This is a genomic window from Corynebacterium mycetoides (assembly GCF_900103625.1).
GTDB lineage: Bacteria > Actinomycetota > Actinomycetes > Mycobacteriales > Mycobacteriaceae > Corynebacterium > Corynebacterium mycetoides.
Map to the genome: position 1 here is coordinate 2,076,154 of NZ_LT629700.1, position 24,904 is coordinate 2,101,057.

The following is a 24,904-nucleotide window of genomic DNA, read 5'->3' on the forward strand; positions in this document are numbered from 1 at the left end:
GAAAGGTGCGCTCATGCATAAAGCAATCGCCGTCTTCGAAGTCGAAGGCGGATCCGACAAATACATCGACGGACACCGCAAGGACACCATGCCCATCGTGGGCGCCATCAAGGGCAAGGGCTGGCACGCAGAGGTGGTGTTCTTCCGCCCCGAGTGGAGCGAGGACCTGTTCGGTTACGTCTCCGAGAATTTCGACGCCTACATCTCGCGCGTGAACCCGGGCAACGTCCCGGGCGGGGAGAAGGGCTACTTCGAGCTGCTGTCGCGCCTGTCCGACGCCGGCCTGGTGGGCATGTCCACCCCGGAGGAAATGGTGTCCTACGGCGCCAAAGACGCGCTGGTCAAGCTCAACGACACCGACCTCGTGCCGTCCGACACCGCCGCCTACTACGACGTGGAGTCCTTCCACGAGGCCTTCCCGGTGTCCCTGTCCTACGGCGAGCGCGTGCTCAAGCAGAACCGCGGCTCCACCGGCTCGGGCATCTGGCGCGTGCGCCTGGCCGACCCCGAGCTCGCCGCGTCCGTCGAGCCGGGCACCGCCCTGCCGCTGGACACCAAGCTCAAGTGCACCGAGGCCGTGGACAACCACACGGAGGAGCGCGAGCTGGGCGAGTTCATGGACTTCTGCGACCAGTACATCGTCGGGGACAACGGCATGCTCGTGGACATGCGCTTCCTGCCGCGCATCGTCGAGGGCGAGATCCGCATCCTGCTCGTCGGCCCCCACCCCGTGTTCGTGGTGCACAAGAAGCCCGCGGAGGGCGGCGACGCCTTCTCCGCCACCTTGTTCTCCGGCGCAAAGTACACCTACAACAAGCCGGAGGAGTGGCAGGAGCTTATCGACATGTTCGCCGCCGCCCGCCCTGTCATCGCCGACAACCTCGGCGGGGACAACATTCCGCTGATCTGGACGGCCGACTTCATGCTTGCCGACGACGACGCCACCGGTGAGGACACCTACGTCCTCGGCGAGATCAACTGCTCCTGCGTCGGCTTCACCTCCGAGCTGGACATGGGCATCCAGGAGATGGTGGCAGAGGAGGCCATCAAGCGCGTCGAGGAGAAGCAGCCCGCTTAATCAGGCCTGATCGAGCAGCGTGTCGACGCTGCCCGGGTCCGCGTCGGAAAGCATCTGGCGGCACCGGTCGTATTCGGCGGTGTCGCCGATTGCCTTGGAGGTCAGCGCGAGCATGGCGATCGCCTCAAGCACGGAGCGGTTGGGCGCGTGGCTGGCGGGCACCGGGCCCCAGCCCTTCCACCCGTTGGCACGCAGGCGGTCCAGGCTGCGGTGGTAGCCGGTGCGCGCGTAGGCGTAGGCCACGAGCACGTCGCCGTCGGCAAGCTCGGTGCGGGCGCGCGCAGCCCACACGGCGGGGGAGTCGGGGTGGGCGAGCGCGGTGTCGCGGGCGAGGAGGTCTTGGTCTGCGGCGGGATCCTCGGGCAGGTGGACCGGGGGCGGGGCGAGCATATCGTCGAACTTCATGCCTACCAGGCTACTCTGCTACTCGCCCCAGAACCGGGACGCATCCAGCCCGAAGGAGTACAGCGCGCGGCGCAGCAGCGGCATGGACAGGCCGATGACACTCGAGGGGTCGCCCTCGATCGAGTCGATGAACCAGCTGCCCAGGGCTTCGAGCGTGAACGCGCCGGCGCATTCGAGCGGCTCCCCGGAGCGGGCGTAGGCCTCGATGTCGGCGTCGGAGACATCCCCGAAGTGCACGGTCGTTGCCACGGTCTCCACCACCCAGGCACCACCGTAGGTCACCGCGTGCCCGGTAAGCAGCTGGGCGCTTTTGCCCCGCTGGGCGCGCCAGCGCTGGATCGTGGCGTCGACGGTGTGGGGCTTGCCCTGCAGGACGTCGTCGAGAAGCAGCATGGAGTCGCACCCGACTACCACGTCGTCGGGGTAGAGCGGGGCCACGGCCTCGGCCTTCGCGCGGGCCAGAGCCGCGACCTTATCGCCCGGGCCGCCGTCCGACGAGGCGAGCAGCGCCTCCTCGTCGATGTGCGCCGGGTGCGTGACGGGGCTGACCCCGCCGTTGCTCAGTAGCATCCGCCGCGAGGGCGACTGGGAGGCCAGGACGAGGCGGACGGGGCGCAGGTCAGGGCGCATGTCAGAAGTAGGTGACGTTGTTGAACGCGCCGGGGTTGAAGATTGTCTCGTTGTGGCGCAGCTTGCCGGGCCGTCCCCACAAGTTGAGGTCGCCCGGCCCGCGGTCGGCCTTCGCCTCCGCCTGCAGCTGCGCGAGCACCATCGTCAGCGCCGCCACCTCGTCGTCGGTGGGGTTGCCTTTGACTACTGTCATGTCCATGGAAACGGTCTCCTTGCCGGTGTCTTACGGGGGTCTTTAGAGGGGGATGTTGCCGTGCTTCTTCGCGGGCGGGTAGACCACCTTGCGCTCCAGCAGGCGCAGGCCCTCGAGGACGTTCGCGCGGGTGGTGGAGGGCTCGATCACGGAGTCCACCAGGCCGCGCTCGGTGGCGGCGTAGGGGGTGAGGTTGGCCTCGGCGTACGCGTCGGCGTCGACGCCGAGGGCGGCGGCGGCCGTGGGGGCGTCGGCAAGCGCGATCTGCGCGGTGGGCCACGCGAAGACGAGGTCGGCGCCCAGGTCCTTGGGCCCCATCAGTGCGTACGCGGGGCCGAGCGCCTTGCGGGTCACCACGGTGAGGGTGCCCACCTGCGCCTCCGCGAAGGCGTACGCCAGCGCCGCGGCACCCGAGACCACGCCCGCGTGCTCCTCGTCAGCGGCGGGCACGAATCCGGGGGAGTCGACGAACAGCACCAGCGGCAGGTTGAAGGAGTCGCAGGCGCGGATGAAGCGGGCGGCCTTGTATGCGGCGTCGTTGCTCAGGCACCCCGCCAGCACCGACGGCTGGTTGGCCACGATGCCGACCGCGCGCCCGCCGATCCGGGCGAAGCCGGTGACGATGTTGTCGGCGTACGCCGCGCGCAGCTCGAGGAAGTCCCCGTCCGTGACGGCGGCAATGATCTCGCGCACGTCGTAGGTGGCGTGCTCGTCGTCCGGCATGAACGCGTCCAGGTCGGAAGCGTCCGGCTCGGCCGCCTCCGCGATGGGGGTGGCGGCGCGGTTGTTGGCGGGCAGAAAGCCCACCACGTCGCGCACGAGCTGCACCGCCTCCTCGTCCGTGGCGGCGGTCAGGTGGGCCAGCCCCGTCTCGGTGGTGTGCACGGCGGCACCGCCCAGGCTCTCAGCGGTCGCGTCGGTGCCGGAGACCGTGGTGACGATCTGCGGGTCGGTCAGGTGCAGGGTCGATCCCTCCACCATGATCGTCACATCAGCCAGGGGCATGCTTATCGACGCCAGTGACGACGTCTCCCCAACCACCACCGCAATCTGCGGAATGAGGCCCGAGGCGGTGGTGGCGGCGCGCAGGAGTCGCGCGTGCATCGCAGCGGTGACAATGCCCTCCGCCACGCGCGGGCCGGTGGAATCGTAGATCCCCACCAGGGGGACCCCGGTCTTAGTGGCCAGGTCGTAGATTTTCAGGATCTTCTCGGCGTGCACCTCGCCCAGCGCCCCGTCGAAGATGGTCGAATCCTGGGAGAAGACGCAGACCCGGCGGCCGTCGACAAGCCCGTAACCGGTGACCACGCCGTCGGTGGCGGGCTTGTTGCGGTCCATCTTGTACGCCTCGACGCGGTGGCGCGCCAAGGCGTCCGTTTCCACGAAGGTGCCGGTGTCGAAGAGCGCCTCGACGCGCTCGCGCGCGGTGGAGCGGCCCGCGGCATGGACCTGCTCAATGCTTTCCTGCCCGACCGGCGCCTTGGCCTCGGCCAGGCGGTTGCGCAGGTCCGTCAAGCGACCCGCGGTCGTCGTCAAATCCGGCTTCGATGAACTCATGGCGCCCCAGTCTAGTTGTCACATGCTTGTTACCGTCCACTGACATATATCGTGGCCGACGCCATTGTGTTTCGCGGACATTTGCGCACGAAAGTACGAGCGCGAACCTCACGGGTGCATTAACATCGGCTGTGAGAAAGCTGCGCTTAGGCTTTTTCTCACCTGTACTTGTCACTCTCTCGGAGGTGTCCTCGCCTTGATCACGTCTATTTTGTCCCTGATCTCCGCCGCCATCGGCCTCGGCCTGTCGTCCTTCGGCGCGTACTCACTCGGTGTGCGCGTGAACCTGCTGGACGCCATCCCGGCCATCGACCAGCTCGCCCACTCCCTCATCTAACGCACCGGACCGTAAAACACCTGACACACAAAGGAGCCCTCATGATCGGCCTCGCTCTGTCCTCTTTCGGCCTGTACTCGCTGCTCACCATGAACGGCGTCATGGCCACCATCCCCGCGCTGGAGGATTTCCTCAACTCCATCCAGTTCTAGGACGCGAACGGACAAACGCCCGGGAGGCCTCCCGGGCGTTTGCGCGTGACACTGCTGGTTAGCAGTCGAAGTACATCTCGAACTCGAGCGGCGTCGGGCGCAGGCGGTTCGGCGCGATCTCGTTGGTTACCTTGTAGTTGATGTAGGTGGCGATGAGATCCTCCGGGAACACGTCGCCGGCGGTGAGGAACTCGTGGTCCTGGCGCAGCGACTCAATGACGGCCTCCAACGAGGTGGGCGCCTGCGGGATCGCGGCCGCCTCCTCCGGCGGGAGCTCGTAGAGGTCCTTGTCCACCGGGACGTGCGGCTCAATGCGGTTCTTGATGCCGTCGAGCCCCGCCATCATCATCGCGGCCAGGCCCAGGTAGGGGTTGCCTGAGGGGTCGGGCGCGCGGAACTCGATGCGCTTGGCCTTCGGGTTGGCCCCGGTGATCGGGATGCGGATGGCGGCGGAGCGGTTGCGCTGGGAGTACACGAGGTTGATCGGCGCCTCAAACCCTGGCACGAGGCGGTGGTAGGAGTTCAGCGTCGGGTTGGTAAACGCCAGGACGGCCGGCGCGTGGTGCAACAGCCCGCCGATGTAGTAGCGGGCGATGTCGGAGAGCCCGCCGTAGCCGGACTCGTCGTAGAACAGCGGCTCGCCGCCCTTCCACAGCGACTGGTGGGCGTGCATGCCCGAACCGTTGTCACCCGCCAGCGGCTTCGGCATGAATGTGGCCACCTTGCCGTACTGGTGGCAGGTGTTTTTCACGATGTACTTGAACGTTTGCAGGTCGTCGGCGGCGCGCAGGAGGGTGTCGAAGCGGTAGTTGATCTCGTTCTGCCCGCCGGAGGCAACCTCGTGGTGGAAGCGCTCGACATCGAAACCGACCAGCTGGAGGTTGCGCACGATCGCGTCGCGGACCTCCTGGGTCTTGTCCACCGGGGTGTTGGGGAAGTAGCCCCCCTTGTGGCGGGTGGGGTTGCCCAGGTTGGGGGAGCCGCAGATAAGCGTCTCGTTGCCGCGGTTCCACCATCCCTCGTCCGAGTCGACGAGGTAGAACGAGGAGTTCGTCTCCGCGGCGTAGGACACCTTGTCAAAGATGAAGAACTCGGCCTCCATGCCGAAGGACGCGGAGTCGGCGATGCCGGTGGAGGCGAGGTATTCCTCCGCCTTCTTGGCCACGTTGCGCGGGTCGCGGGTGAACGGCTCGTACGTGAAAGGGTCGTGCACGAAGAACTTCATGTTCAGTGTGGGCACGCTGCGGAACGGGTCCTGGTAGGCGGTGGCGGGGTCCGGCAAAAGAACCATGTCCGACTCGTCGATGGTGGTGAAACCGCGGATGGAGGAGCCGTCGAACGCTAGGCCGGTCTCCGCGGCCGATGCGTCGAAGGCGGATGCGGGCAGGGTGAAGTGGTGCTCGGTGCCGGGGACGTCGGTGAAGCGGATGTCGAGGAATTCGATCCCTTCATCCTTGATGAATTTGATGACGTCGTCGGTGGTGGTGAAAGACATGTGGGTCTCCTTGCTTCTGGGGTTTGGGGCTAGCTGGGATGCGTTTAGATGCTGAGCGGCGCCTTGGTCGGCTTAACCGGGGCCGGCAGGGCGGTCTCACCCATGAGGTCTGCGTCCACCGCGGCGGCGGCCGCGCGCCCCTCCGCGATGGCCCACACGATGAGCGACTGCCCGCGCCCGTTGTCGCCGGCGACGTATACCTTCGGGCCCGTATCGACGCTGCGCCGCGCCCGGTACGAGCCGTCCCGGGTCATCCGGCCGCGCTCGTCGAGCACCACGCCCAGCTCGGCGGCGAGGCCGCTTGGGTCCGCGCCGGTGAAGCCCAAGGCGATGAGGACGAGGTCCGCGTCCATCTCGAAGTCGGTGTACTTGACGGGGGTGCGGCGGCCGTCGACGACGCGCACCTCGTTGCCGCGCAGCGACTCCACCGTGCCCGCCGAGCCGTGGAAGCTCACCGTGTTGACGGAAAACAGGCGCTGGCCGAGCGTGTCCCCGGTGCCGCGGTGCGCCAAGCCGAGGTTGGCGATCTCGTCGGCGGACTCGTCGCCGGTGACCACGTACTCTCCTTCCTCGTGCGCCGTGGCGGTGCGGTAGAGCAGCGGGTACATCGGCCACGGTGTGGACGCGCCGCGGAACTTCGGCGCACGCGCACGGATGTCGAACTGCGTGACGCTGGCCGCGCCCTGGCGCAGCGCCGTGCCGAAGCAGTCGGTGCCGGTGTCGCCGCCGCCGATGATGACCACCTTCTTGCCGCGGGCGTCGATAGCCGGGGACTCGGTGTCGCCCTCGCAGAACCTGTTCGCGGCGGTGAGGAACTCCATCGCGAGGTGGATCCCGCCCAGCTCGCGGCCGTCGACAGGCAGGTCGCGGGCGATCGGGGTGCCGGTGGCGAGCACGACGGCATCGAAGCCGGCCAGGTCGACGGCCGACGGGGAGGCGTTCACCTTAAACTCGGTGCCTTCCGCGGCCATCTGCTCGATGCGGCGGTCGATGCGGCTCTTTTCCATCTTGTATTCCGGCACGCCGTAGCGCATGAGGCCGCCGAGGCGGTCGTCGCGCTCGAACACCGTCACCCGGTGGCCCGCGCGGGTGAGCTGCTGGGCGGCGGCGAGACCCGCCGGGCCGGAGCCGACCACGGCCACGGACTGGCCGGTGTCGAAGCTGGCCTTGACGGGACGCACCCATCCGTTGTCGAAGGCGACGTCGGCGATCTTCTGCTCGATGTGCTTGATGGATACAGCGTCGTCATTAATACCGAGCACGCAGGCGCCTTCGCAGGGGGCGGGGCACAGCCGGCCCGTGAAATCGGGGAAGTTGTTGGTGGCGTGGAGGCGGTCGTAGGCCTCCTGCCAGCGCCCCTGGCGCACGAGGTCGTTCCACTCCGGGATGATGTTGCCCAGCGGGCAGCCCTCGTGGCAGAACGGCACGCCGCAGTCCATGCAGCGCGTGGCCTGCGCCTTGTCGTGCTCCTCGCTGGTCGGCTCGTACACCTCGCGGTAGTCCATGAGGCGCAGCGGAACCGGGCGGTGGGGCGCCTCCTGGCGCGGGTAGCGCATGAATCCTTGTGGGTCGGCCATTAGCTCACTGCCTCCATAATTGCCTCAGCCTCGTCGCGGCCGGAGCGGCGCGCGAGGGAGATGATGTCGAGAACTTTGCGGTAGTCGCGCGGCATGATCTTGATCATGTCCTCCGGGGCGAAGGGCAGCTCCGCCCCGGTGTAGCGGGTGTGGTCGGCGAAGACGGCGCGGAGGAAGTCGATGTCCTGGTCGTCCAGCTCCGCGATATCGACCTGGCCCGGGTTGATCTTGCGGGTCAGGGCGGCGGTGTCCTCCACGGGCGCGAGGTAGGCGACCCCGCCGGACATGCCGGCCGCGAAGTTGCCGCCGATCTCGCCGAGGACGACGACGCGCCCGCCGGTCATGTACTCGCAGCCGTGGTTGCCGATGCCGTGGACGACGGCGGTGGCACCCGAGTTGCGCACGCAGAACCGCTCGCCTGCGTAGCCCGCGATGAACAGCTCGCCCGACGTTGCGCCGAACCCGGTGACGTTGCCGGCGATGATGTCGGGCTCGCCCAGGTCGAGCTGCTCCGGCGCGCCGGGGTTGGGGCGCACGATGATCCGCCCGCCGGACAGCCCCTTGCCCACGAAGTCGTTGGCCTCGCCGACGAGGTCGAGGGTCATGCCGTGCGGCACGAACGCCCCGAAGGAGTTGCCGGCCTGGCCAGTAAACCTCAGGGTGAGGGCGGAATCCTCCAGTCCGTCCGCGCCGCTGGCGCGCGTGACCACCCCGCCCGCGAGCGCCCCGACGCTGCGGTCGGTGTTGCGGATGCGGTAGGACTCGGAGGCGGCGCCGCCGCCCAGGGCCGCCGCCGCGTGGGCGACGATCGCGCGGTCGAGAACATCGTCAAGCCCGTGGTCCTGGGAGATCGTGCACTTCGGCGACTGGTCCGGGAAGAACGCGGACCGGGGGGTGGCAAAGATCGGCGAGAGATCGAGCTGGGCGGCGCGCGGGTTGTGCTCCACGAACTCGGCGTCCGTGCGCTGGCGCAGCAGGTCGGCGCGGCCGATGACCTCGTCCAGCGAGCGGAAACCGAGCTCGGCCAGGTACTCGCGGATCTCCTCCGCGATGAACATGAAGAAGTTGACCACGTGCTCGGCCTTGCCCGTGAACTTTGCGCGCAGGTCGGGGTTTTGCGTGGCGACGCCCACGGGGCAGGTGTCCAGGTGGCAGACGCGCATCATGACGCAGCCCTCCACCACGAGCGGGGCGGTGGCGAAACCGTACTCCTCGGCTCCGAGCAGCGCGGCGACCATCACGTCGCGCCCGGTCTTGAGCTGGCCGTCTGCCTGCACCGTGATGCGGTCGCGCAGCCCGTTGAGCAGCAGGGTCTGCTGGGCCTCGGCAAGGCCCAGCTCCCACGGCCCGCCGGCGTGCTTCAGGCTAGTCAGGGGGGAGGCGCCGGTGCCGCCGTCGTGGCCGGAGATGAGCACGACGTCCGCGTGCGCCTTGGACACGCCGGCCGCGACGGTGCCCACGCCCTGCTCCGCCACGAGCTTCACGTGGATCCGGGCGTCCGGGTTGACCGACTTGAGATCGAAGATGAGCTGGGAGAGGTCCTCGATGGAGTAGATGTCGTGGTGCGGCGGCGGGGATATCAGGCCGACGCCCGGGGTGGTGATGCGCACCTCGGCGATCCACGGGTAGACCTTGTTCGGCGGCAGCTGGCCGCCCTCGCCAGGTTTCGCGCCCTGGGCCATCTTGATTTGGATGTCCGTGCAGTTGGACAGGTAGTGGCTGGTCACGCCGAAGCGCCCGGACGCCACCTGCTTGATAGCGGAGCGCTTCCAGTCGCCGTTGGGCTCGCGCTCGAAACGCGCCGCGTCCTCGCCGCCCTCGCCGGAGTTGGACTTGCCGCCGAGGCGGTTCATCGCGATGGCGAGCACCTCATGGGCCTCGGCGGAGATGGAGCCGTACGACATTGCGCCGGTGGAGAACCGCTTCACAATCTCGCTCGCCGGCTCGACCTCCTCGATCGGAATCGGGGGGCGGTCGGGGGCGAACTCCATCATGCCGCGCAGGGTCGCCAGGCGGGCGGACTGCTCGTCCACCGACCGGGTGTAGTCCTTGAAGATCTCGTACTGGCCCGACTTCGTGGCGTGCTGCAGCTTGAAGATGGTCTCCGGGTTAAACAGGTGGTACTCGCCCTCGCGGCGCCACTTGTACTCCCCGCCGATCTCCAAGTCGCGGTGCGCCTGCTCCTCGGGGCGCGGCAGGAAGGCGTGGCGGTGGCGCGTCTCCACGTCCTCGGCGACGTCGGCAAGCCCGATGCCGCCGATGGGGGAGGGCTCGCCGCCGAAGTAGGCGTCGAGAAGCTCCTGGCTCAGGCCGGTGATATCGGCCAACCGCGCGCCGCGGTAGCTGGCGACGGTGGCGATGCCCATCTTGGCCATGACCTTGAGCACGCCGGCGGTGGCGGCCTGGACGTAGTTGGTGCACGCCGCGTCCAGCGTGAGGTCGCCGAGCTGGCCCTTCATCCGCAGCTCATCAATGGTCTCGAACGCCATGTAGGGGTTGATGGCGTCCGCGCCGAACGCGATGAGCATGGCCAGGTGGTGCACCTCCCGGGCGTCACCGGACTCCACGACGAGGGAGGCGCGGGTGCGGGTGCGCTCGGCGACCATGTGCTGGTGCACGGCGGAGGTCAGCAGCAGGGAGGGGATGGGGGCGAAGCGCTCGTCGGAGTCGCGGTCCGTGAGCACGATGAGGCTGATGCCGTCGCGCACGGCCTCGGAGACCTCGCGGCGCACCCGATCGATGGCCTCCTTCATCCCCGCGCCGTGGTGCGCCTTGGGGTACAGGCCGGAGATCACGCGCGCACGGAAGTGGGGGAACTGTCCGTTTTCGTTGGCGTGCACCAGGGTGGTGAAGGCGTGGTTGTCGATCACGGGCGAATCCAGCTGGATGCGCGCCGCCGCCTCGGGGCCCGGGTTGAGCACGTCCGACTGCGCGCCGAGAAGCGTGTGCATCGAGGTCACCGGCTTTTCCCGGATGGAGTCCAGCGGCGGGTTGGTCACCTGGGCGAAGCGCTGGGCGAAGAAGTCGTACAGCAGGCGCGGGCGTTGCGAGAGCGCTGCGATCGGGGTGTCCGAGCCCATGGAGCCGAGGGCCTCGGCGCCGGTCAGCGCCATCGGGCGGATGATGAGGTCGACGTCTTCCTCCGTGATGCCGAAGACGCGCTGGCGCAGCACGGCGCGCTCATGCGCCATGTAGTTGTAGCGGGTCTGCGGGAGGCGGTCGAGCGGGGTGAAGTTGCGCTCGATCCACTCGCCGTAGGGGGCCCTCGTGGCCAGGGTGTGCTTGATCTCCTCGTCCGGGACGATCCTGCCCTCTTCCATGTCCACCAGGAACATGCGGCCCGGGCGCACGCGGGTGCGCTTGACAATCTTCTCATCGGGGATATCCACCACGCCGGCCTCCGAGGCCATGACGACCAGGTCGTCGTCGGTGACCCAGATGCGGCCCGGGCGCAGCCCGTTGCGGTCGAGCAGGGCTCCGATGTAGCGGGAGTCGGTAAACGCGACGGCCGCCGGACCGTCCCACGGCTCCATCATGCAAGAGTGGTAGGCATAGAAGTCGCGCAGCTCGGCCGAGATCGTTGGGTTGTGCTCCCAGGCCTGGGGGATGAGCATGGCCATGGCGTGCGGCAGGCTGTACCCGCCGAGGGTGAGCAGCTCGAGGGCCTCATCAAGGCGCGCGGTGTCGGAGGCGCCGGGGGTGCAGATCGGCAGGACGCGCTCCAGCGGGCCGAGGACCTCGGAGTTGATCAGCGCCTCGCGTGCGCGCATCCAGTTCTCGTTACCGCGGACCGTGTTGATTTCGCCGTTGTGGGCGATGAGCCGGTACGGGTGGGCGAGCGGCCACGACGGGAACGTGTTGGTGGAAAACCGCGAGTGGACCAGCGCCAGGGCGGAGACGACGCGGTCATCGCGCAGGTCCGGGTAGAAGGTGGGCAGCTGGGAGGCCGTGAGCATGCCCTTGTACACGATCGTGCGCGAGGACAGCGACGGGAAGTAGACCGTGTCGCGGCCGTCGGTCTCGCCGAGCTCGCGGGTCAGGCGCTTGCGCAGGAACCACATGATGCGGTCGAGCTCGATGCCCGATGCGCCCCGGGCGGCGAAGAACGGCTGCAGGAAGTACGGCATTGCGTCCAGCGCCATGTTGCCGACACCCACGGGGTTCACCGGGATGTCGCGCCAGCCGAGGAGCTCTGCGCCTTCTTCTGCCGCAATGGTTTCCACGGCGCGCATCACATCCAGCATGGCCATGCGGGAGGTTGGCAGGAACGCGATGCCGGTGGCGTAATGTCCCGGTTCCGGCAAGGTAAAGCCGAGGTGGGTGGTGACCTCGCGGTAGAACGCATCAGGGATGTTGATCATGATGCCGGTGCCGTCACCGGTGTTCACTTCCGCGCCGGCGGCGCCGCGGTGATCGATGTTTTTCAGGACGTCGAGACCGTGCTCGACGATCGAGCGGCTGGCTCGCCCCTTCATGTCCGCCACGAAGCCGACGCCGCAGGCGTCATGCTCGTGTGCAGGGTTATACAGGCCGACTGGGTTCAGGCCCAATGCTGGTCACCTCACTCTCTTCCATGGAGTTCTATCGAGCTATAGAAAACACCGCTGCGGGCCGGCGACGCAATCCGCATACCTAGTGCGTTATAGAAAAGCCCAGCATACGGGAGGAGAACGTGACGTATGTCATAGTTTTCGGGGCCGTGGGGCGGTTCCCCGAGGGGGCTCGGCGCACGCGGGAAGCCGCGTTTTCGTGTTCACTGGAGGGCGAAACCACAAGCCATCGTTTACGAATTGGGGAACCGCACATGAAAATCGCCGTCACCGGAGCATCAGGAAACGTCGGCACGGCGGTGCTGCGCGCGCTGCACGCCGACAATGACGTCACGGACATCATCGGGATCTCGCGGCGCGTGCCGTCGCCCGAGCAGGAGCCCTACGCGGGCGTGGACTGGCTCAGCATCGATATCGGAGCCGCGGTGGGCGAGAGTGAGGCCGTCCCCGCGCTCACGGAAGCGTTCGCCGGTGCTGACACCGTCATCCACCTCGCCTGGATCATTTACCCCAACCACGACCGCGAGCTGCTGCGCCGCGTCAACGTCGACGGCACCCGGCACGTGCTTACGGCCGCCGCGGCTGCCGGAGTCAGACACATCGTGGTCGCCTCCTCCATCGGCGCCTATAGCCGTGACGACGCCCGCGGCGACGTGGACGGCGCGCACGACACCCCACAGCTGCGCGGGGAGGACTTCCCAGCCCGCGGGATCGCCGGATCGCACTACAGTGAGGACAAGGGTGCCGTCGAGGGTATTCTCGACTCCTTCGAGAAGGCCCACCCCGACATCACCGTCGCCAGGCTGCGCCCCGGCCTCATCTTCCAGGCCGAGGCGGCGTCCGAGATCCAGAGGTTCTTCCTCGGCTCCGCGCTCCCGGTCGGCCTGCTGGGCGCAGCGAAGCTGCCCGTGCTCCCCCTGCCGCGGGGCATCCGTGCCCAGGCCGTCCACGCGGACGACGTCGCCCAGGCGTACCTCGCGGCAGCGAAGAAGCGCGCCACCGGCGCCTTCAACATCTGCGCCGATGACATCCTCTACCCGAAGGACTTTGCAGAGGTCATCGACCACGGCCGCTTTGTCGAGCTGCCCCCCGCCGCCGTGCGCGCGGCGGCAGCGGCGGCCCACCGCTCCGGTGCTCTCCCGGCGGACGCGGGCTGGATCGACATGGCGATGGGGGTGCCCATGATGGACAACACCCGAGCCAAGACCGAGCTCGGGTGGGCGCCCACGCGCAGCGCGAAAGACACGCTGCGCGAGCTTGTCCGCGCCATGGCCGACGGTGCCGGGCACCACTCCCCGAGCCTGTGGGCGGAGCGTTCTGCAGTGAAGATAACGGAGGTAGCGCAGTTCGCCCCCGCGCCCACGGACGAGATCGACCTCGACCTCCTCGGGCAATACCTCGCCGACCACTTAACCGGGGCGCGCGGTGCGGTGGAGCACCTCGACGCCATGACCGTGAACCACCAGGACACCCCGGTATTTCCCCAGATCGCACGCCTCGCCCGCGAGGTCCGGGAAGACCGGGACTTCCTCGAGCACATCACGCGCAGTTTCGGCCTGAACCCCAAGCCGTCGCAGGGGGCGCTCGCCTGGGCGGGGGAGCGGGTCGGGCGGCTCAAACTGGGCGGCCGGGCGCGGAAGAACTCTCCCACGGAGCTGCTGCTGGAGGCGGAGGTTCTGCGGTCGGCCGTGGCTGGCAAGATCGGCGGCTGGGAAGTCCTGCGCGACAACGCGGAACACCTCGGCGTCAAGGCCGAGGTGTTCGACGAGCTGATTGAGGCGGCGCATGGTCAGCTCCGCCTCATCAGCGACATCCACGGGTACGCCTCGGCGACCGCGCTGCGCGCCGATCGCGAGACATTTAGGGGGTAGCTAGCGCTCCCACACGCGGTGGGAGGCGAGCAGCTCCGTGACGGGGTCCGCCGCCTTGATGGCGGAGTCCACCACGACGACGCCGGGCTGGTCGGCGGCCACGCGGGCGTCGTCAAGCACGCCGCGTCCCTGGTCGCCGACCGCGACGATGGCCTTCTTGTGGCGCTCGAACTCGCCGAGCATGATCGCCACGTCGGGCAGCTTCGGCGCCGAGGCAACCACGACGGCGTCGAACTCAATCGACCGCGCCGTGAGGAAGGTGCGGGACACGGACACGGCGGAGCCGTCGAGGGTCAGCTCGCCGCCCTTGTCGGAGACGACGAGCGGGGTGACGCCGGCGTCGAAAAGCGTGTTCAGCAGCTCGCCGACCCCGATGGGGGCGGAGGAGGAATCGACGAGGACGGCCACCTGGCGGCCGTCGATAGGCCAGGTCCGGCCCAGCTGGGACAGGGCCGGCGAAGGCTTGACCTCGGCCACGGGCACCTCGGCCGGGTGCGGCAGGCCGAGGTTGTCGGCAACGGCCACAGCGAGGTCGTGATCCACCTGCGCGAGGACGTCGAGATAGCGCGACTTCACGGCCTCCTCGTAGCACTTGCCCAGCTCGAAAGAGAAAGCGTCGATCATGTGCTGCTTCTCGACGTCCGTCAGGGACACGTAGAACATGCGCGCCTGCGAGAAGTGGTCCTCGAAGGAGACCGGGATGTCGCGGGTGATGTGGCCCTCGACCGCCTGCGGCACGTCGATGAGCGCGCCCTCCTCCACGGTCGCCTCGTGCGGGTTGCCCTTGTCCAGGCTGTTCGGCTTGTAGGGGGCAACACCGGTGTGCGCGCCCTGCTGGTACATGCCGTCGCGCAGCATGTCGTTGACGGGCGCGTGCGGGCGGTTGATCGGCAGCTGGCCGAAGTTCGGCCCGCCGAGGCGGCTGATCTGGGTGTCCAGGTAGGAGAACAGGCGGCCCTGCAGCAGCGGGTCGTTGGTCACGTCGATGCCCGGCACGAGGTGGCCCGGGTGGAAGGCGACCTGCTCGGTCTCCTCGAAGTAGTTGCCCGGGTTCTTGTTCAGGGTCACGGTGCCGATGATCTCCACCGGGGCGAGCTCTTCCGGCACGATCTTGGTCGGGTCGAGCAGGTCGATGCCCTCGAACATCTGGTCCTCGGTGTCCGGGAAGATCTGGACGCCCATGTCCCACTCGGGGAAGGCGCCGGCCTCGATCGCGTCGGCGAGGTCGCGGCGGTGGAAGTCAGGGTCGACACCGGCGGTGATCTGCGCTTCCTCCCATACCTGGGAGTGCACGCCCAGGCGCGGCTTGAAGTGGAACTTGACCAGGGTGGTCTCGCCGGCGTCGTTGATGAAGCGGAAGGTGTGGATGCCGAAGGACTCCATCATGCGGTAGGAGCGCGGGATGCCGCGGTCCGACATGTTCCAGAAGGTGTGGTGGGTTGCTTCGGTGTGCTGACCGACAAAATCCCAGAAGGTGTCGTGGGCGCTCTGCGCCTGCGGGATCTCGCGGTCCGGGTGCGGCTTGGCGGCGTGGATGACGTCGGGGAACTTGATGGCGTCCTGGATGAAGAACACCGGGATGTTGTTGCCGACGTAGTCCCAGGTGCCTTCGTCGGTGTAGAACTTGATGGCCGTGCCGCGGGTGTCGCGCACGCTGTCAGCGGAGCCGCGCGAACCCAGCACGGTGGAGAAGCGCCAGAACACCGGGGTTTCCTTGCCCTGCGCGAACATGCCCGCCTTGGAAACTTTCGAGGCTTTACCGTTGGAGCGGAACACGCCGTGGGCTGCGGCGCCGCGGGCGTGGACGACGCGCTCGGGGATGCGCTCGTGGTCAAAGTGGGTGATCTTCTCGCGGAAGTGGTGGTCCTGCATCAGCAGCGGGCCACGGGTGCCCGCGCGCAGGGAGTGGCTGGTCTCGCTCAGGCGCGCGCCCTGGGCGGTGGTGAGGTACTCACCCTGCTGTGCGCGGGGATCGGGCTCGCCGGCGCCGATGTGGAACGGGCAACCGGTCGGGGAGACCGCCTTCGGCGGCTGCTGGTCGGCCTTCGGCTCGGGGGGAGTGGTCGGCTCGGACGGCTCAGGCTTCTGCGGGGTGGCGCTGCCGGGAGCTCCCGGCGCGGCGTCGCCCTGCGGGGAAGCAGCGGGGGTGTTGGGGCGTTCCATGAACTGATCTTCTCCTTATCGGGCTGTCGGGGGTGTTCCCGGCCGCGATGTTATATCAAAAACTGTTAATGGGTCGGTGCCCAATTTTGAAGCTGCCTATCGGGGTGGAGTGTCGTTTACTCTCGTATGGAGAACGCCCACAAGCTCTGAAGGAGAGACACCATGGAAACCGCCGCCATCACCGAATGGACCTTCGTCGCAGAAACCCCGATCCCCGACGACGTGCAGGCGCTCCTCGTCCCGGGGGAGCAGGCCACCGTGGCCTTCAAGACCTTCCGCGACAGCGCCATCTTCACCACCCACCGCCTCATCGTCCGCGACGCGCAGGGCATGCGCGGCAAGAAGGTGGAGGTTTACTCGCTGCCGTATTCCGCCATCAACATGTGGTCGACCGAAAACGCCGGCACGCTCGACTTCAACGCGGAGCTCGAGCTGTGGACTCGCGCCGGCAAGATCAAAATCAAGATCGGCCGCGGCCTCGATGTGCGCCGCATCGACATGCTGATCGGCCGCGCCGTGCTGGGGGCAAGCTAGCGCCACAGGACCACAGCCATGAGATTTCCCACCCGCCGCGACGTGCTCCTCTCGGGGCTGATGGTGTCGCTGGCCGGCACCGCGGCGGCGTGCGCGGCGCAGGATGCCGGGGTGCCGGCCCCGGAGGCCCCCGCGCCGTCTCCTCCCCCTCCACCGCCGTCCGCGACCGTTGTAGAGGACGTCGCTTCGCGGTACTCAAGCGCCGAGGCGCGCCAGTGGGGGATCGACCTGCCGGGAATCGTGACCACGGTTGACACGCATTCGAAAACGATCGCCCTGACCTTCGACGCGTGCGGAGGGCCGCACGGCTCGCTTATCGACGACCCCCTGCTCACGCTCCTTAACGAAGAAGCGGTCCCGGCGACCCTGTTCTGGAACAAGCGCTGGATCGAAGCGAACCCGCAGCGGGCGCAGCAGATCGCGGCGAACCCTCTGTTCCAGATCGAAAACCACGGCACCCTGCACAAGCCGCTGTCGGTCAGCGGCCGCGCGGCCTACGGCATTCCCGGCACCGCCAACGCCGCGGAACTAGTGGAGGAGATCGAGGACAACCGCCGTTTCATGCGGGAGTTCTTGGGGGTGGAGTCGAACTGGTTCCGCTCCGGCACGGCTCACTACGACGACGTGGCGGTGCGCATCGCCCGCGACCTGGGTGTGGCCATCGCCGGGTTCGCCGTCAACGGAGACGCCGGGGCCACCATGTCCGGGCACGCGGTGGCTTCCGCCCTGGTGCACAGCCACCCGGGCGCCATAGTGATCATGCACATGAACCAGCCCGGGCACGGCACCGCAGACGGCGTGAGGGCGGCGATCCCCCGGCTACGCGCCGCGGGGTTCAGCTTTGTCACGCTGGGGCCGGCGCCGGTGTAGTGCACAATGTTGCCGGTCCGTGAACCTCGACCTGGGGAAAGTGAAAAATGTTGCACCCGCCGGCGAACATTTTTCACTGGCGCGGTGGGGCTTCAGGCGGCCGGGGAAATGTTGTTAAGCCGCCGCAGCAGGTTTCCTATCTCACCACTGAGTAACTGGGCGTGCATTTGGTTCCCGCCCATGATCTGGGCGATGAGAACCAGAAGCCCGAAGCACGCCAGCACCTCTTCGGCGGAGAGGGTCTCCACCGGGCGTGCAGCCATGAATGAGCTGAGGTCTTGACCGCCGAGCACCGCCGCCGGGTCGGAGGGAAGATGACCCCGTAGGGCGGAGATGAGGTTCTCCCGCAGCTCGGCTGTCTCGTCCGCGTCGATGCTGCTTCCCTCGACTTCCTCCACCAGCGGCAGAAGCGCGACGATCTCGCTATACGGGGATTCCACAGTCGGATCGGGATCTGAGGCAGCAACAGGGCCCGAGGGAGAGTGGGGTTTGAGGAAGAGCGTGATGTCATCCGGGTCAAAGTCGATCGCGCTGCATATCCTCCGGATCAGGGAAACTTTCTGTGAGGTGGAGGTGTTCACCCGCACTGACAGGGCAGGGTCAACCTCGCGCATCTTTGCGTTGGCCGAAACGTCGGATTCGCCGCCGTGGGTGTCGAGCATCGCTTCGGATACCGCCGCGGTGAGCACCTCCTCTCGGTGGGTTTCCATCCACGACCTGAAGACAACGACCAGGAGATCTGCCCATGATTTCACCGCCGTTTTCGCCCCGCCAATTTCAACCGCGGACACTTCCACACCGGTGAAGTCGGTTTCCTCACCCAGCGGCTCAGATTGAAGCACGTCTCGGACTGGTTGAAAGTCCGTGTGCGGCAGGGGCCAGAGTTCGAGCGCCCGCGCGACCATGTGCCCGGAGCGTTCGCTGAGCTGCTCTACCCCCCACGTGTTCTGCTGTTTTAGGTAGTTGTTGATGGCGTAGGGGGACTGGAGGAAGCCCCCGGGCATTTCCTTTTTTGTCTTGAAGGAGGAGTTCGAGTACTGCGAGTTGTAACCGGTGATGGTGAGGTTGGCGATCCGGTTTACCCAGGTGCGGTGGATGTCCTCGGCATCGGCCCCGAGCTCGTCGCGCCAGGCATTGCTTAGTGTCTGGGGCATGATGTGCTCGATGGTGAGCTCGCCCTGAACCAAGTAGTTGGCAATGTCGGCCACATCGAGGGAGTGCCCGCGCTCGAGCATCTGGAACAGGTAGGGACGGTAACTCAGCTTCATATGGTAGAAGTCTCGGGTGCGGAACGCCTCGGCAAACTCCTCGTCGTCGGGGAACCTCCCGCTGTGGCCGCGACTCAACAGCATGTAGGCAAGGACGTCGCTGTATGTTTCCTCGCCCCGACGCAGCTTCCGTAGCTCCGAATACGCGTTGGCAAAGATCTTGTTCAATGCGTTAGATGCCACGGTCACAACAACGCGTCGGAAGATGTAGGTCTCTATGAGAGCAAGGAGTGCAGTGAAGTCGTCTGCACTGATGACACCCTCTTTGAGGTCGCGGTAAGTCAGCCACAGAAAAGGTTTGACCACGTCACCGAACACCATGTTGGCGGTGCGCAAACGGCGGTCCACGGCTGAGATGCCGGTATCTGCCTTGGTGAGGGCCCTCTCAAACGTTGAAAACAGGTACATGTCTTCGACGATCGCGGGCGTGCTCTTGGGCGATTTCGACGCGAAGTCCTTGAACGCCTCGAAGACGTCCGCCTCCTTCGGGGTTCTGGAGGTCTGCGCAGTGAGATACCACCGGATGAAGGTATCCGTCCGGAACTCGACGTTTTTCTCCATCTCGTTCCAGTACTTTTCATACACGCGCTCCTGCTCGTCGTGGGGCAAGCCCATCAGCACAAGGTTGCGGATCTTGTCGGACTCCTTGAGCGCGAGCCCGGTTGAGTTGAGGGTTTCAAAGATACGCTGCGGATCGTCTCCGGGCTCGAGGTCGAGGTGCATCACCTGCAGGCGCGAGATCCCCTTGTTCCACAGGTCGTCGGCGTTGAGGTGAGTCTTTCGAAGGCGGTCCCTCAAGTAGGAGTAGTTGGACGTAATGTTTGAAGTGGCATTGAAAAGTTCCGGCGGACCGAAAAGCCTGGCATAGGAATCTTGGTCGTCCTTGATGGGTTTGAGCTTAAACTTCTGTTTGTCAGTGTCGCCCAGAAGCAAGTAGTTGTTCAACAGTCTCTTTGCCAATCCCTCCGACCCTTCTTCCACCTCACCGTCGCGCACTGCATGCACCAAGGCGAGGATGAGCAGGCTGACCGTGGTCAGACGCTGTTGGCCATCGATAACCACCCACGTGAATGAGTCTTCGGGGTTTCCCACCACCGACCCGAAGAAATGACGTTCGCGTTTGGCGTCCACCATTTCTTCGATGTCGTTGAACAGCCGTTCGCACGTCCAAGGAGCGCGACGCAGTGGACATCATCATTGCGCTCGGGATGGCGAAGGAAGGCTTCGACTGGCCATTCGCAGAACACGCGCTGACGGTGGGATACCGAGCTTCCCTTACCGAAATCATCCAGATCATCGGCCGAGTCACCCGCGACGTCGAGGGCAAATCCCACGCGCAATTCACCAACCTGTTGGCCGAGCCCGATGCCTCGCAGAGCGAGGTGACGGTTTCAGTGAACAACATGCTCAAGGCGATCACCGCCTCACTTCTCATGGAGCAGGTGCTTGCACAGAACTTCAACTTCAAGGCGAAGAAGGACCCGAATGACGCCAGCGAGGGCAACACTCTGAAAATTGCCGGCTTGAAAGAACCGTCCACCGACCGGGTGCGGCAAATCGTGTCCACCGACCTCAACGACCTGAAGGCGAAGATCCTGCAGGACGACACGTTCGCGCGTGCTGCCGTAGGAAGCGTGGAGGCCGAAACAACGAACAAGGTGCTCATCCCTAAGATCATCCGCGAGCAGTACCCGGACCTCACTGAAAACGAGGTGGAGGAGGTTCGCCAGCGCGTGGTGGTCGACTCCGTGGTCAAGTCGGGCCGCGAAAAGCAGGTGGGCGACAAGCGGTTCATCGAGATGGCGAACCAGTTTGTCAATATCGACGACCTCACCATCAATCTGATCGATTCCATCAACCCGTTCCAGCGGGCGTTCGAGATCCTGTCCAAATCCGTCAACACCTCCGTGCTGAAGCTGATCTCCGACTCGATCTACGCAACCCGAGTGGAGATGTCGATCGAGGAGGCATTGGCTCTGATCCCGCAAGTCAGGGCCTGGATCGCGGCCAACGGCAGGGAGCCCGACCGCCGAACTGAAGACAATGAGGAGCGCAGGCTTGCCGACGCCCTCCTTGTCGTACGCAATGCAGCAGCACAACGCAAAGCCGAGCTGGAGGCAGGCAAGTGACCGAAGACCACATTCTCGCCCAACTCGACGCACTCATTGAGTCCGACACCGACGGGCTGTTGGACACGCCGGAGAAGCCAGCGCCCGTCACCGCCGCCGACCGCCTCACCCGCGCTTTCGGGGAGATCCTCGAGTTCGTCGAAGCCAACGGGCGCGAACCGGACCCAAACACGATGACGATCTCGGAGCGAAAACTCGGCGCTCGGCTCATGGGAATCAGGGCGAGCGAGGAAAAGATGCACGCTCTCCGGGACAGTGATCACTTGGGTCTGCTCGCCCCGCAAGAAGCACCGGCCTCGGTGGATGAGCTGCTCGCCTCTGGTGACCTCATCGGCGAGGTGCCGGATATTCTCGATGTCTCGCGGCTTCCCGCCCGCAAGAGCCCCGACAACGACCACGACCGGGCCACCAGGGTGAAGGCCTCCGATTTCGAGCGGTTCGAGCAGCTCTTCGCGGACAAGCACGCCGGGCTTGCCAGTGGTGGTTGGAAGCTCACTGTTTTCGCCGGCGAACGCACCATCAAAGAAGGCCGCTTTTTCGTCATCGGAGGCGTGATGGCATTCGTGGCAGAGGTTCGCGAACCAGCAGAAGGGGAGACGAAGCCGCGTCTGCGCGTAATTTTTGAAAACGGCACAGAATCTTCCATGTACCGCGAATCACTGGCCACGAGAATCTACGAGTCGAACGGTCAAGCGGTGACGCGGACAAGAATGGACGCAACCGAGATCGGCGATGCCGATGTCGAGACTGGGCACATTTACGTCCTGCGCTCCCTGAGCGAGCACCCGGATCTGCGTTCTCTGGGCGATTTATACAAGATCGGCTACACCACAGGGACCGTGGCCTCCCGAATCGCCGGGGCAGAGAAAAGCGCGACCTATCTCAATGCGCCCGTGGAAGTCGTCGCCGACTACCGCGTATACAACCTGCGCCCATCCGCGCTCGAGCACCTGCTGCACCGCGTGTTCGCCTCTGTGCGCCTCGATGCGGCAGTGGTTGACGCTGTCGGCGGCTCGGCGGCTGCCACCGAGTGGTTCCTGGTGCCGATTACCGTCATCGACCGGGCCATCGAGATGATCATGTCCGGAGATATCGTGGACTACGTCTACGAGCCGTCGGTGGGGGACTTGGTTCCCATTACCGGGCGGGTATAAGCGGAAGGGCTAATCAGTGCCTAAGTACAAGAGGCCGCGTCCGGTGAAATCACTTTCCGATGCTCCGGAAGAAAAGCCGGAGTGGGCGGTGCGAGTGCTTGCCGCCATCGAAGCCGCCAGCAAAAGTGACGAACTCACCTCGGTCGAAACAACCGAATCGTTGGATAAGGCCGAGAGCCACAAATTGCAGAACCGTGCAACGGAACCCTCCCAACCCAAGCCCCCGCTGGGAAAGGAGGAAACGGAAGAGCCGCGGGTTTCCGCCGTGGAAGAGGCTCAGATTCTGGTCGACCGTGAGGCTGTGCAAGCACGGTTGGACTACGAGCGCGAACGAAACAGCCTTCTGTCGGATCTGAGGGAGGCCCAGGAAGTGACCCCCAAGGTCAGGTGGCGCCCCCTCGATGGCGGCGCGGCACCCGGAGCCTAGGAGCCAAGCTGGCCAGCGTCCGGCGAACCGCGAATTCGCCCCGCGACAAGGCCGCGCCGGATGGCCGCCCTCGGACCGCGACGCTGCGGCTGGCGAGGGAGCGGACCAGGGTCAGACCGAGGAGAGCGCCCTTGCCTTGATCTGGTCGAACTCCTGCTGGGTAATCGCTCCCGAGTCGAGAAGGGCCTTCGCCGAGGCGATCTCATCGGTCGGGCTCGATCCGGCGGAGCCGCCGGCGACGGACTTGATGTACTCATCCTGCCGCTGCTGGAGCTCCTGGTGCGCCTCGACCGCGCGGTCGGTCATCCCCCGACCTCGAACAAGCAGGTACGCGAGCATTCCGATGAACGGCAGCACGACGATGAACACCACCCACAGCGTCTTCGCGAAGCCGCCGAGGTCCTTGCTGCGGAAGAGATCTCCGAAGATCCACCACAGGGACATGAGCCATGCGAAGAAGATGAAGAACTCGAACATGGCGAGCAGGAATGAGCCGTTGTCGTCGAACATCTGCTGATTGCCTCCTGACTGGATGGACGCTGGCCGAGCGGTCCACGCGGACCCCAGCGCACGACGGTTAGGAACAAGGACGTGCCCGGGCCGTCGCCGAACCACGTTAGCAGATCTTCCTCACCAAGCGTGGTAGCCGGGTTGCGACGCGCTGACCGGGTTGGGCTGGTGAAGACGGACCTGGGACTCCACGATTCGTAGCGACCAAGCAACGGATCGAGAGGAGTCCCAGGTGAGTGTTGAGGCTACCGTCCTGCCCGCTGCGATGCTCGGCATCTCGGGGTTGGTGGTGCTTGCCGCCGGTGAGTACGGCGGTGAGCTGGAGCTGTTGGTGGAGACCTCCGAGTCGGTGACCGGGTGCCCGCGGTGCGGGGTGGTCGCGGTGGCCCACGGCCGGCGTGAGCATCTGGTGCGTGACATCCCCTCGGCGGGGCGGCCGGTGCTGCTGGTGTGGCGCAAGCGGCGAGGGTGTCAGATGGTTTGTGTGTGAGGGATTCCCCTCACACCAAGGAGATGAACCAGAATGACTACCGTGGCACGACGAAACCCAGAGGACTCCGCCAAGATCAAAGCGATCGAGGAAAAGCTCCTCGCCAATCCTGAGATGGCGAAGCTGATCGACGAGCTCGGCACCTCCACCACGGATGCCAACGATCTCGTCCGGGGCCTGCTCCAGGCCTCGATCAACCGGGGTCTCAACGCCGAGATGGATGCCCACCTCGGCTACCAGCACGGCGACCGGAACAGCAAGGAAGCCGCTGGTCAGAACAATTCCCGTAACGGTTCCTACCCCAAGCGGGTCGATTCGAACTACGGACCGGTCGATGTCGCTGTTCCCCGGGACCGTGACGGATCCTTCCTGCCGACAATGGTGCCCAAAGGATCCCGCCGGCTGACCGACGTCGACGACATGATCATCAGTCTCTATGCCGGTGGCATGACCGTCCGAGACATCCAGCACCACATGGCCACCGCCATGGGCGTGGACATCTCCCATGAAACAATCTCCGCGATCACCGATGCGGTCCTCGAGGAGGTCATGATCTGGCAGAACCGCCAACTTGATGAGTTCTACCCCGTGGTCTTCCTCGATGCGTTACGGATCAAAGTCCGTGACGGGGGCCGGGTGGTCAACAAATCCGCGTACCTGGCTATCGGGGTGGACATGGAGGGGATCAAACACATCCTGGGTATCTGGCTGGCTAAAGAGGAAGGAGCCTCGTTCTGGGCGCAGGTGTGTGCCAACCTCGCTACCCGCGGAGTGCACGATGTGTTCATCGTGTGCTGTGACGGGCTCAAGGGTCTGCCGGAGGCTGTGGAAGCCACCTGGCCGGATTCGATGGTCCAGACCTGTGTCGTCCACCTGATCAGGGCAGCAAACCGGTGGGTGGCCTATGGAGATCGTAAGGCGGTGTCCGCCGAGTTGAAGAAGATCTACACCGCCCCCACCGAGCAAACCGCTCTGGCGGCGTTGACGGAGTTTGAGGCCTCCGAGCTGGGGGAAAAGTATCCGCAGTCAGTCAAGGTGTGGCGCGATGCGTGGGACCGGTTCATCCCGTTCCTGGAGTTCCCACCGATGGCTAGGAAGGTGATCTACACCACGAACTCGATTGAGTCGATGAACAACGAGCTGCGTAAAGCCACCCGGAATCGGGTGCAGTTCACCAACGATGAGTCTGCGATCAAAACCTTGTGGTTGATGATCTGCAACATTGAGGACAAACGGGCCGCCAAGCGTGCTAAGCAGGGCAAACGGGTCGCGGCGACCAGCGGCCGGCTGATCGAGGGCAGGCGGGTGACGAACTGGAAGCAGGCCATCAACCAGATGTCTGTGGCTTACCCTGACCGCTTCGAGCCCTACCTTTAATAATCACGCCCCACACACAAACAACTTGACACGCTCCAAGCGGCTGTGGCGGTGCGCCGAACCGGCGTGCCCGCAACGTACCCGGTCAGTACACCTAATAAAGCGACGTCAGTACGTTCGCTAATGCTCGAGCTGAT

Annotated in this window: 19 protein-coding genes and 1 pseudogene; 10 read left to right on the forward strand and 10 right to left on the reverse strand. The window is 65.8% G+C overall.

Going from position 1 to position 24,904, the window contains the following annotated elements; genetic code table 11:
* Positions 1–13 precede the first annotated feature (13 nt).
* Positions 14–1,078, forward strand: a complete 1,065-nt coding sequence (locus BLS40_RS10040) for a Cj0069 family protein (protein ID WP_092151763.1) — start codon at positions 14–16, stop codon at positions 1,076–1,078.
* On the opposite strand, the gene BLS40_RS10045 is transcribed toward BLS40_RS10040, so the two are convergent.
* The 4 genes from BLS40_RS10045 to BLS40_RS10060 are packed head-to-tail and all read right to left on the reverse strand — an operon-like array spanning position 1,079 to position 3,863.
* Positions 1,079–1,483: a DUF3151 domain-containing protein gene (locus BLS40_RS10045; RefSeq protein WP_092151765.1), complete on the reverse strand. Its 405-nt coding sequence runs from the start codon at positions 1,481–1,483 to the stop codon at positions 1,079–1,081.
* A gap of 18 nt (positions 1,484–1,501) precedes the next feature.
* Positions 1,502–2,113 (reverse strand): Maf family protein, encoded by a 612-nt coding sequence (locus tag BLS40_RS10050; protein ID WP_092151767.1) that lies wholly within the window; start codon positions 2,111–2,113, stop codon positions 1,502–1,504.
* A 1-nt stretch (position 2,114) separates the two neighbouring features.
* Positions 2,115–2,312: an acyl-CoA carboxylase subunit epsilon gene (locus BLS40_RS10055; protein ID WP_092151769.1), complete on the reverse strand. Its 198-nt coding sequence runs from the start codon at positions 2,310–2,312 to the stop codon at positions 2,115–2,117.
* A gap of 36 nt (positions 2,313–2,348) precedes the next feature.
* A complete protein-coding gene (locus BLS40_RS10060) occupies positions 2,349–3,863 on the reverse strand; it encodes an acyl-CoA carboxylase subunit beta (RefSeq protein WP_092151771.1) in 1,515 nt (504 codons plus the stop codon).
* A gap of 196 nt (positions 3,864–4,059) precedes the next feature.
* Here BLS40_RS10060 and BLS40_RS11020 point away from each other — a divergent pair, with 196 nt between their 5' ends.
* Positions 4,060–4,200 carry a hypothetical protein gene (locus BLS40_RS11020; RefSeq protein ID WP_157672475.1) on the forward strand — a complete coding sequence of 47 codons (141 nt, stop codon included), beginning with the start codon at positions 4,060–4,062 and terminating at the stop codon, positions 4,198–4,200.
* A 210-nt stretch (positions 4,201–4,410) separates the two neighbouring features.
* Here the strand turns inward: BLS40_RS11020 and glnA are convergent, their stop codons facing one another.
* Genes glnA through gltB form a run of 3 tightly spaced genes read right to left on the reverse strand, consistent with a single transcriptional unit; the run spans position 4,411 to position 11,968 of the window.
* A complete protein-coding gene (gene glnA / locus BLS40_RS10065) occupies positions 4,411–5,847 on the reverse strand; it encodes a type I glutamate--ammonia ligase (protein ID WP_092151773.1) in 1,437 nt (478 codons plus the stop codon).
* Between the two features lie 44 nt (positions 5,848–5,891).
* The gene (locus BLS40_RS10070; protein WP_092151774.1) at positions 5,892–7,424 is read right to left on the reverse strand and encodes a glutamate synthase subunit beta; all 1,533 of its coding nucleotides are present in this window, start codon (positions 7,422–7,424) and stop codon (positions 5,892–5,894) included.
* Positions 7,424–11,968, reverse strand: a complete 4,545-nt coding sequence (gltB, locus tag BLS40_RS10075) for a glutamate synthase large subunit (RefSeq protein ID WP_092152271.1) — start codon at positions 11,966–11,968, stop codon at positions 7,424–7,426. The genes BLS40_RS10070 and gltB overlap by 1 nt, the downstream gene beginning before the upstream one ends.
* 260 nt (positions 11,969–12,228) lie before the next feature.
* Here gltB and BLS40_RS10080 point away from each other — a divergent pair, with 260 nt between their 5' ends.
* A complete protein-coding gene (locus BLS40_RS10080) occupies positions 12,229–13,845 on the forward strand; it encodes an NAD-dependent epimerase/dehydratase family protein (protein WP_092151776.1) in 1,617 nt (538 codons plus the stop codon).
* Here BLS40_RS10080 and BLS40_RS10085 read toward each other — a convergent pair whose 3' ends face one another.
* Positions 13,846–16,008: a catalase gene (locus BLS40_RS10085; RefSeq protein ID WP_092151778.1), complete on the reverse strand. Its 2,163-nt coding sequence runs from the start codon at positions 16,006–16,008 to the stop codon at positions 13,846–13,848.
* Positions 16,009–16,170: 162 nt separating this feature from the next.
* Here BLS40_RS10085 and BLS40_RS10090 point away from each other — a divergent pair, with 162 nt between their 5' ends.
* Together BLS40_RS10090 and BLS40_RS10095 are read left to right on the forward strand one after the other, a co-directional pair.
* Positions 16,171–16,542, forward strand: coding sequence for a PH domain-containing protein (locus tag BLS40_RS10090; protein WP_092151780.1), 372 nt, complete (start codon positions 16,171–16,173; stop codon positions 16,540–16,542).
* Between the two features lie 18 nt (positions 16,543–16,560).
* Positions 16,561–17,412 (forward strand): polysaccharide deacetylase family protein, encoded by an 852-nt coding sequence (locus BLS40_RS10095; protein ID WP_231908452.1) that lies wholly within the window; start codon positions 16,561–16,563, stop codon positions 17,410–17,412.
* A 92-nt stretch (positions 17,413–17,504) separates the two neighbouring features.
* Here the strand turns inward: BLS40_RS10095 and BLS40_RS10100 are convergent, their stop codons facing one another.
* A complete protein-coding gene (locus tag BLS40_RS10100) occupies positions 17,505–19,814 on the reverse strand; it encodes a DUF262 domain-containing protein (protein WP_092151782.1) in 2,310 nt (769 codons plus the stop codon).
* 32 nt (positions 19,815–19,846) lie between these two features.
* Between BLS40_RS10100 and BLS40_RS10105 the strand changes: the two are divergent.
* The 3 genes and pseudogenes from BLS40_RS10105 to BLS40_RS10115 form a co-directional block, all read left to right on the forward strand.
* Positions 19,847–20,809: pseudogene (locus BLS40_RS10105) on the forward strand (DEAD/DEAH box helicase); the annotation flags it as partial.
* Positions 20,806–21,963 carry a GIY-YIG nuclease family protein gene (locus BLS40_RS10110; RefSeq protein ID WP_092151784.1) on the forward strand — a complete coding sequence of 386 codons (1,158 nt, stop codon included), beginning with the start codon at positions 20,806–20,808 and terminating at the stop codon, positions 21,961–21,963. The pseudogene BLS40_RS10105 and the gene BLS40_RS10110, both read left to right, overlap by 4 nt.
* Before the next feature lie 16 nt (positions 21,964–21,979).
* Positions 21,980–22,390 (forward strand): hypothetical protein, encoded by a 411-nt coding sequence (locus BLS40_RS10115; protein ID WP_157672476.1) that lies wholly within the window; start codon positions 21,980–21,982, stop codon positions 22,388–22,390.
* 111 nt (positions 22,391–22,501) lie between these two features.
* Here the strand turns inward: BLS40_RS10115 and BLS40_RS10120 are convergent, their stop codons facing one another.
* Complete coding sequence (locus BLS40_RS10120) at positions 22,502–22,900, reverse strand: SHOCT domain-containing protein (RefSeq protein WP_092151788.1); 399 nt, start codon at positions 22,898–22,900, stop codon at positions 22,502–22,504.
* Between the two features lie 232 nt (positions 22,901–23,132).
* On the opposite strand from BLS40_RS10120, the gene BLS40_RS10125 reads away from it, so the two are divergent.
* The gene (locus tag BLS40_RS10125) at positions 23,133–23,390 is read left to right on the forward strand and encodes a transposase family protein (protein ID WP_092151789.1); all 258 of its coding nucleotides are present in this window, start codon (positions 23,133–23,135) and stop codon (positions 23,388–23,390) included.
* Positions 23,391–23,423: 33 nt separating this feature from the next.
* Positions 23,424–24,767, forward strand: a complete 1,344-nt coding sequence (locus BLS40_RS10130) for an IS256 family transposase (protein WP_092150768.1) — start codon at positions 23,424–23,426, stop codon at positions 24,765–24,767.
* Positions 24,768–24,904: the final 137 nt, after the last annotated feature.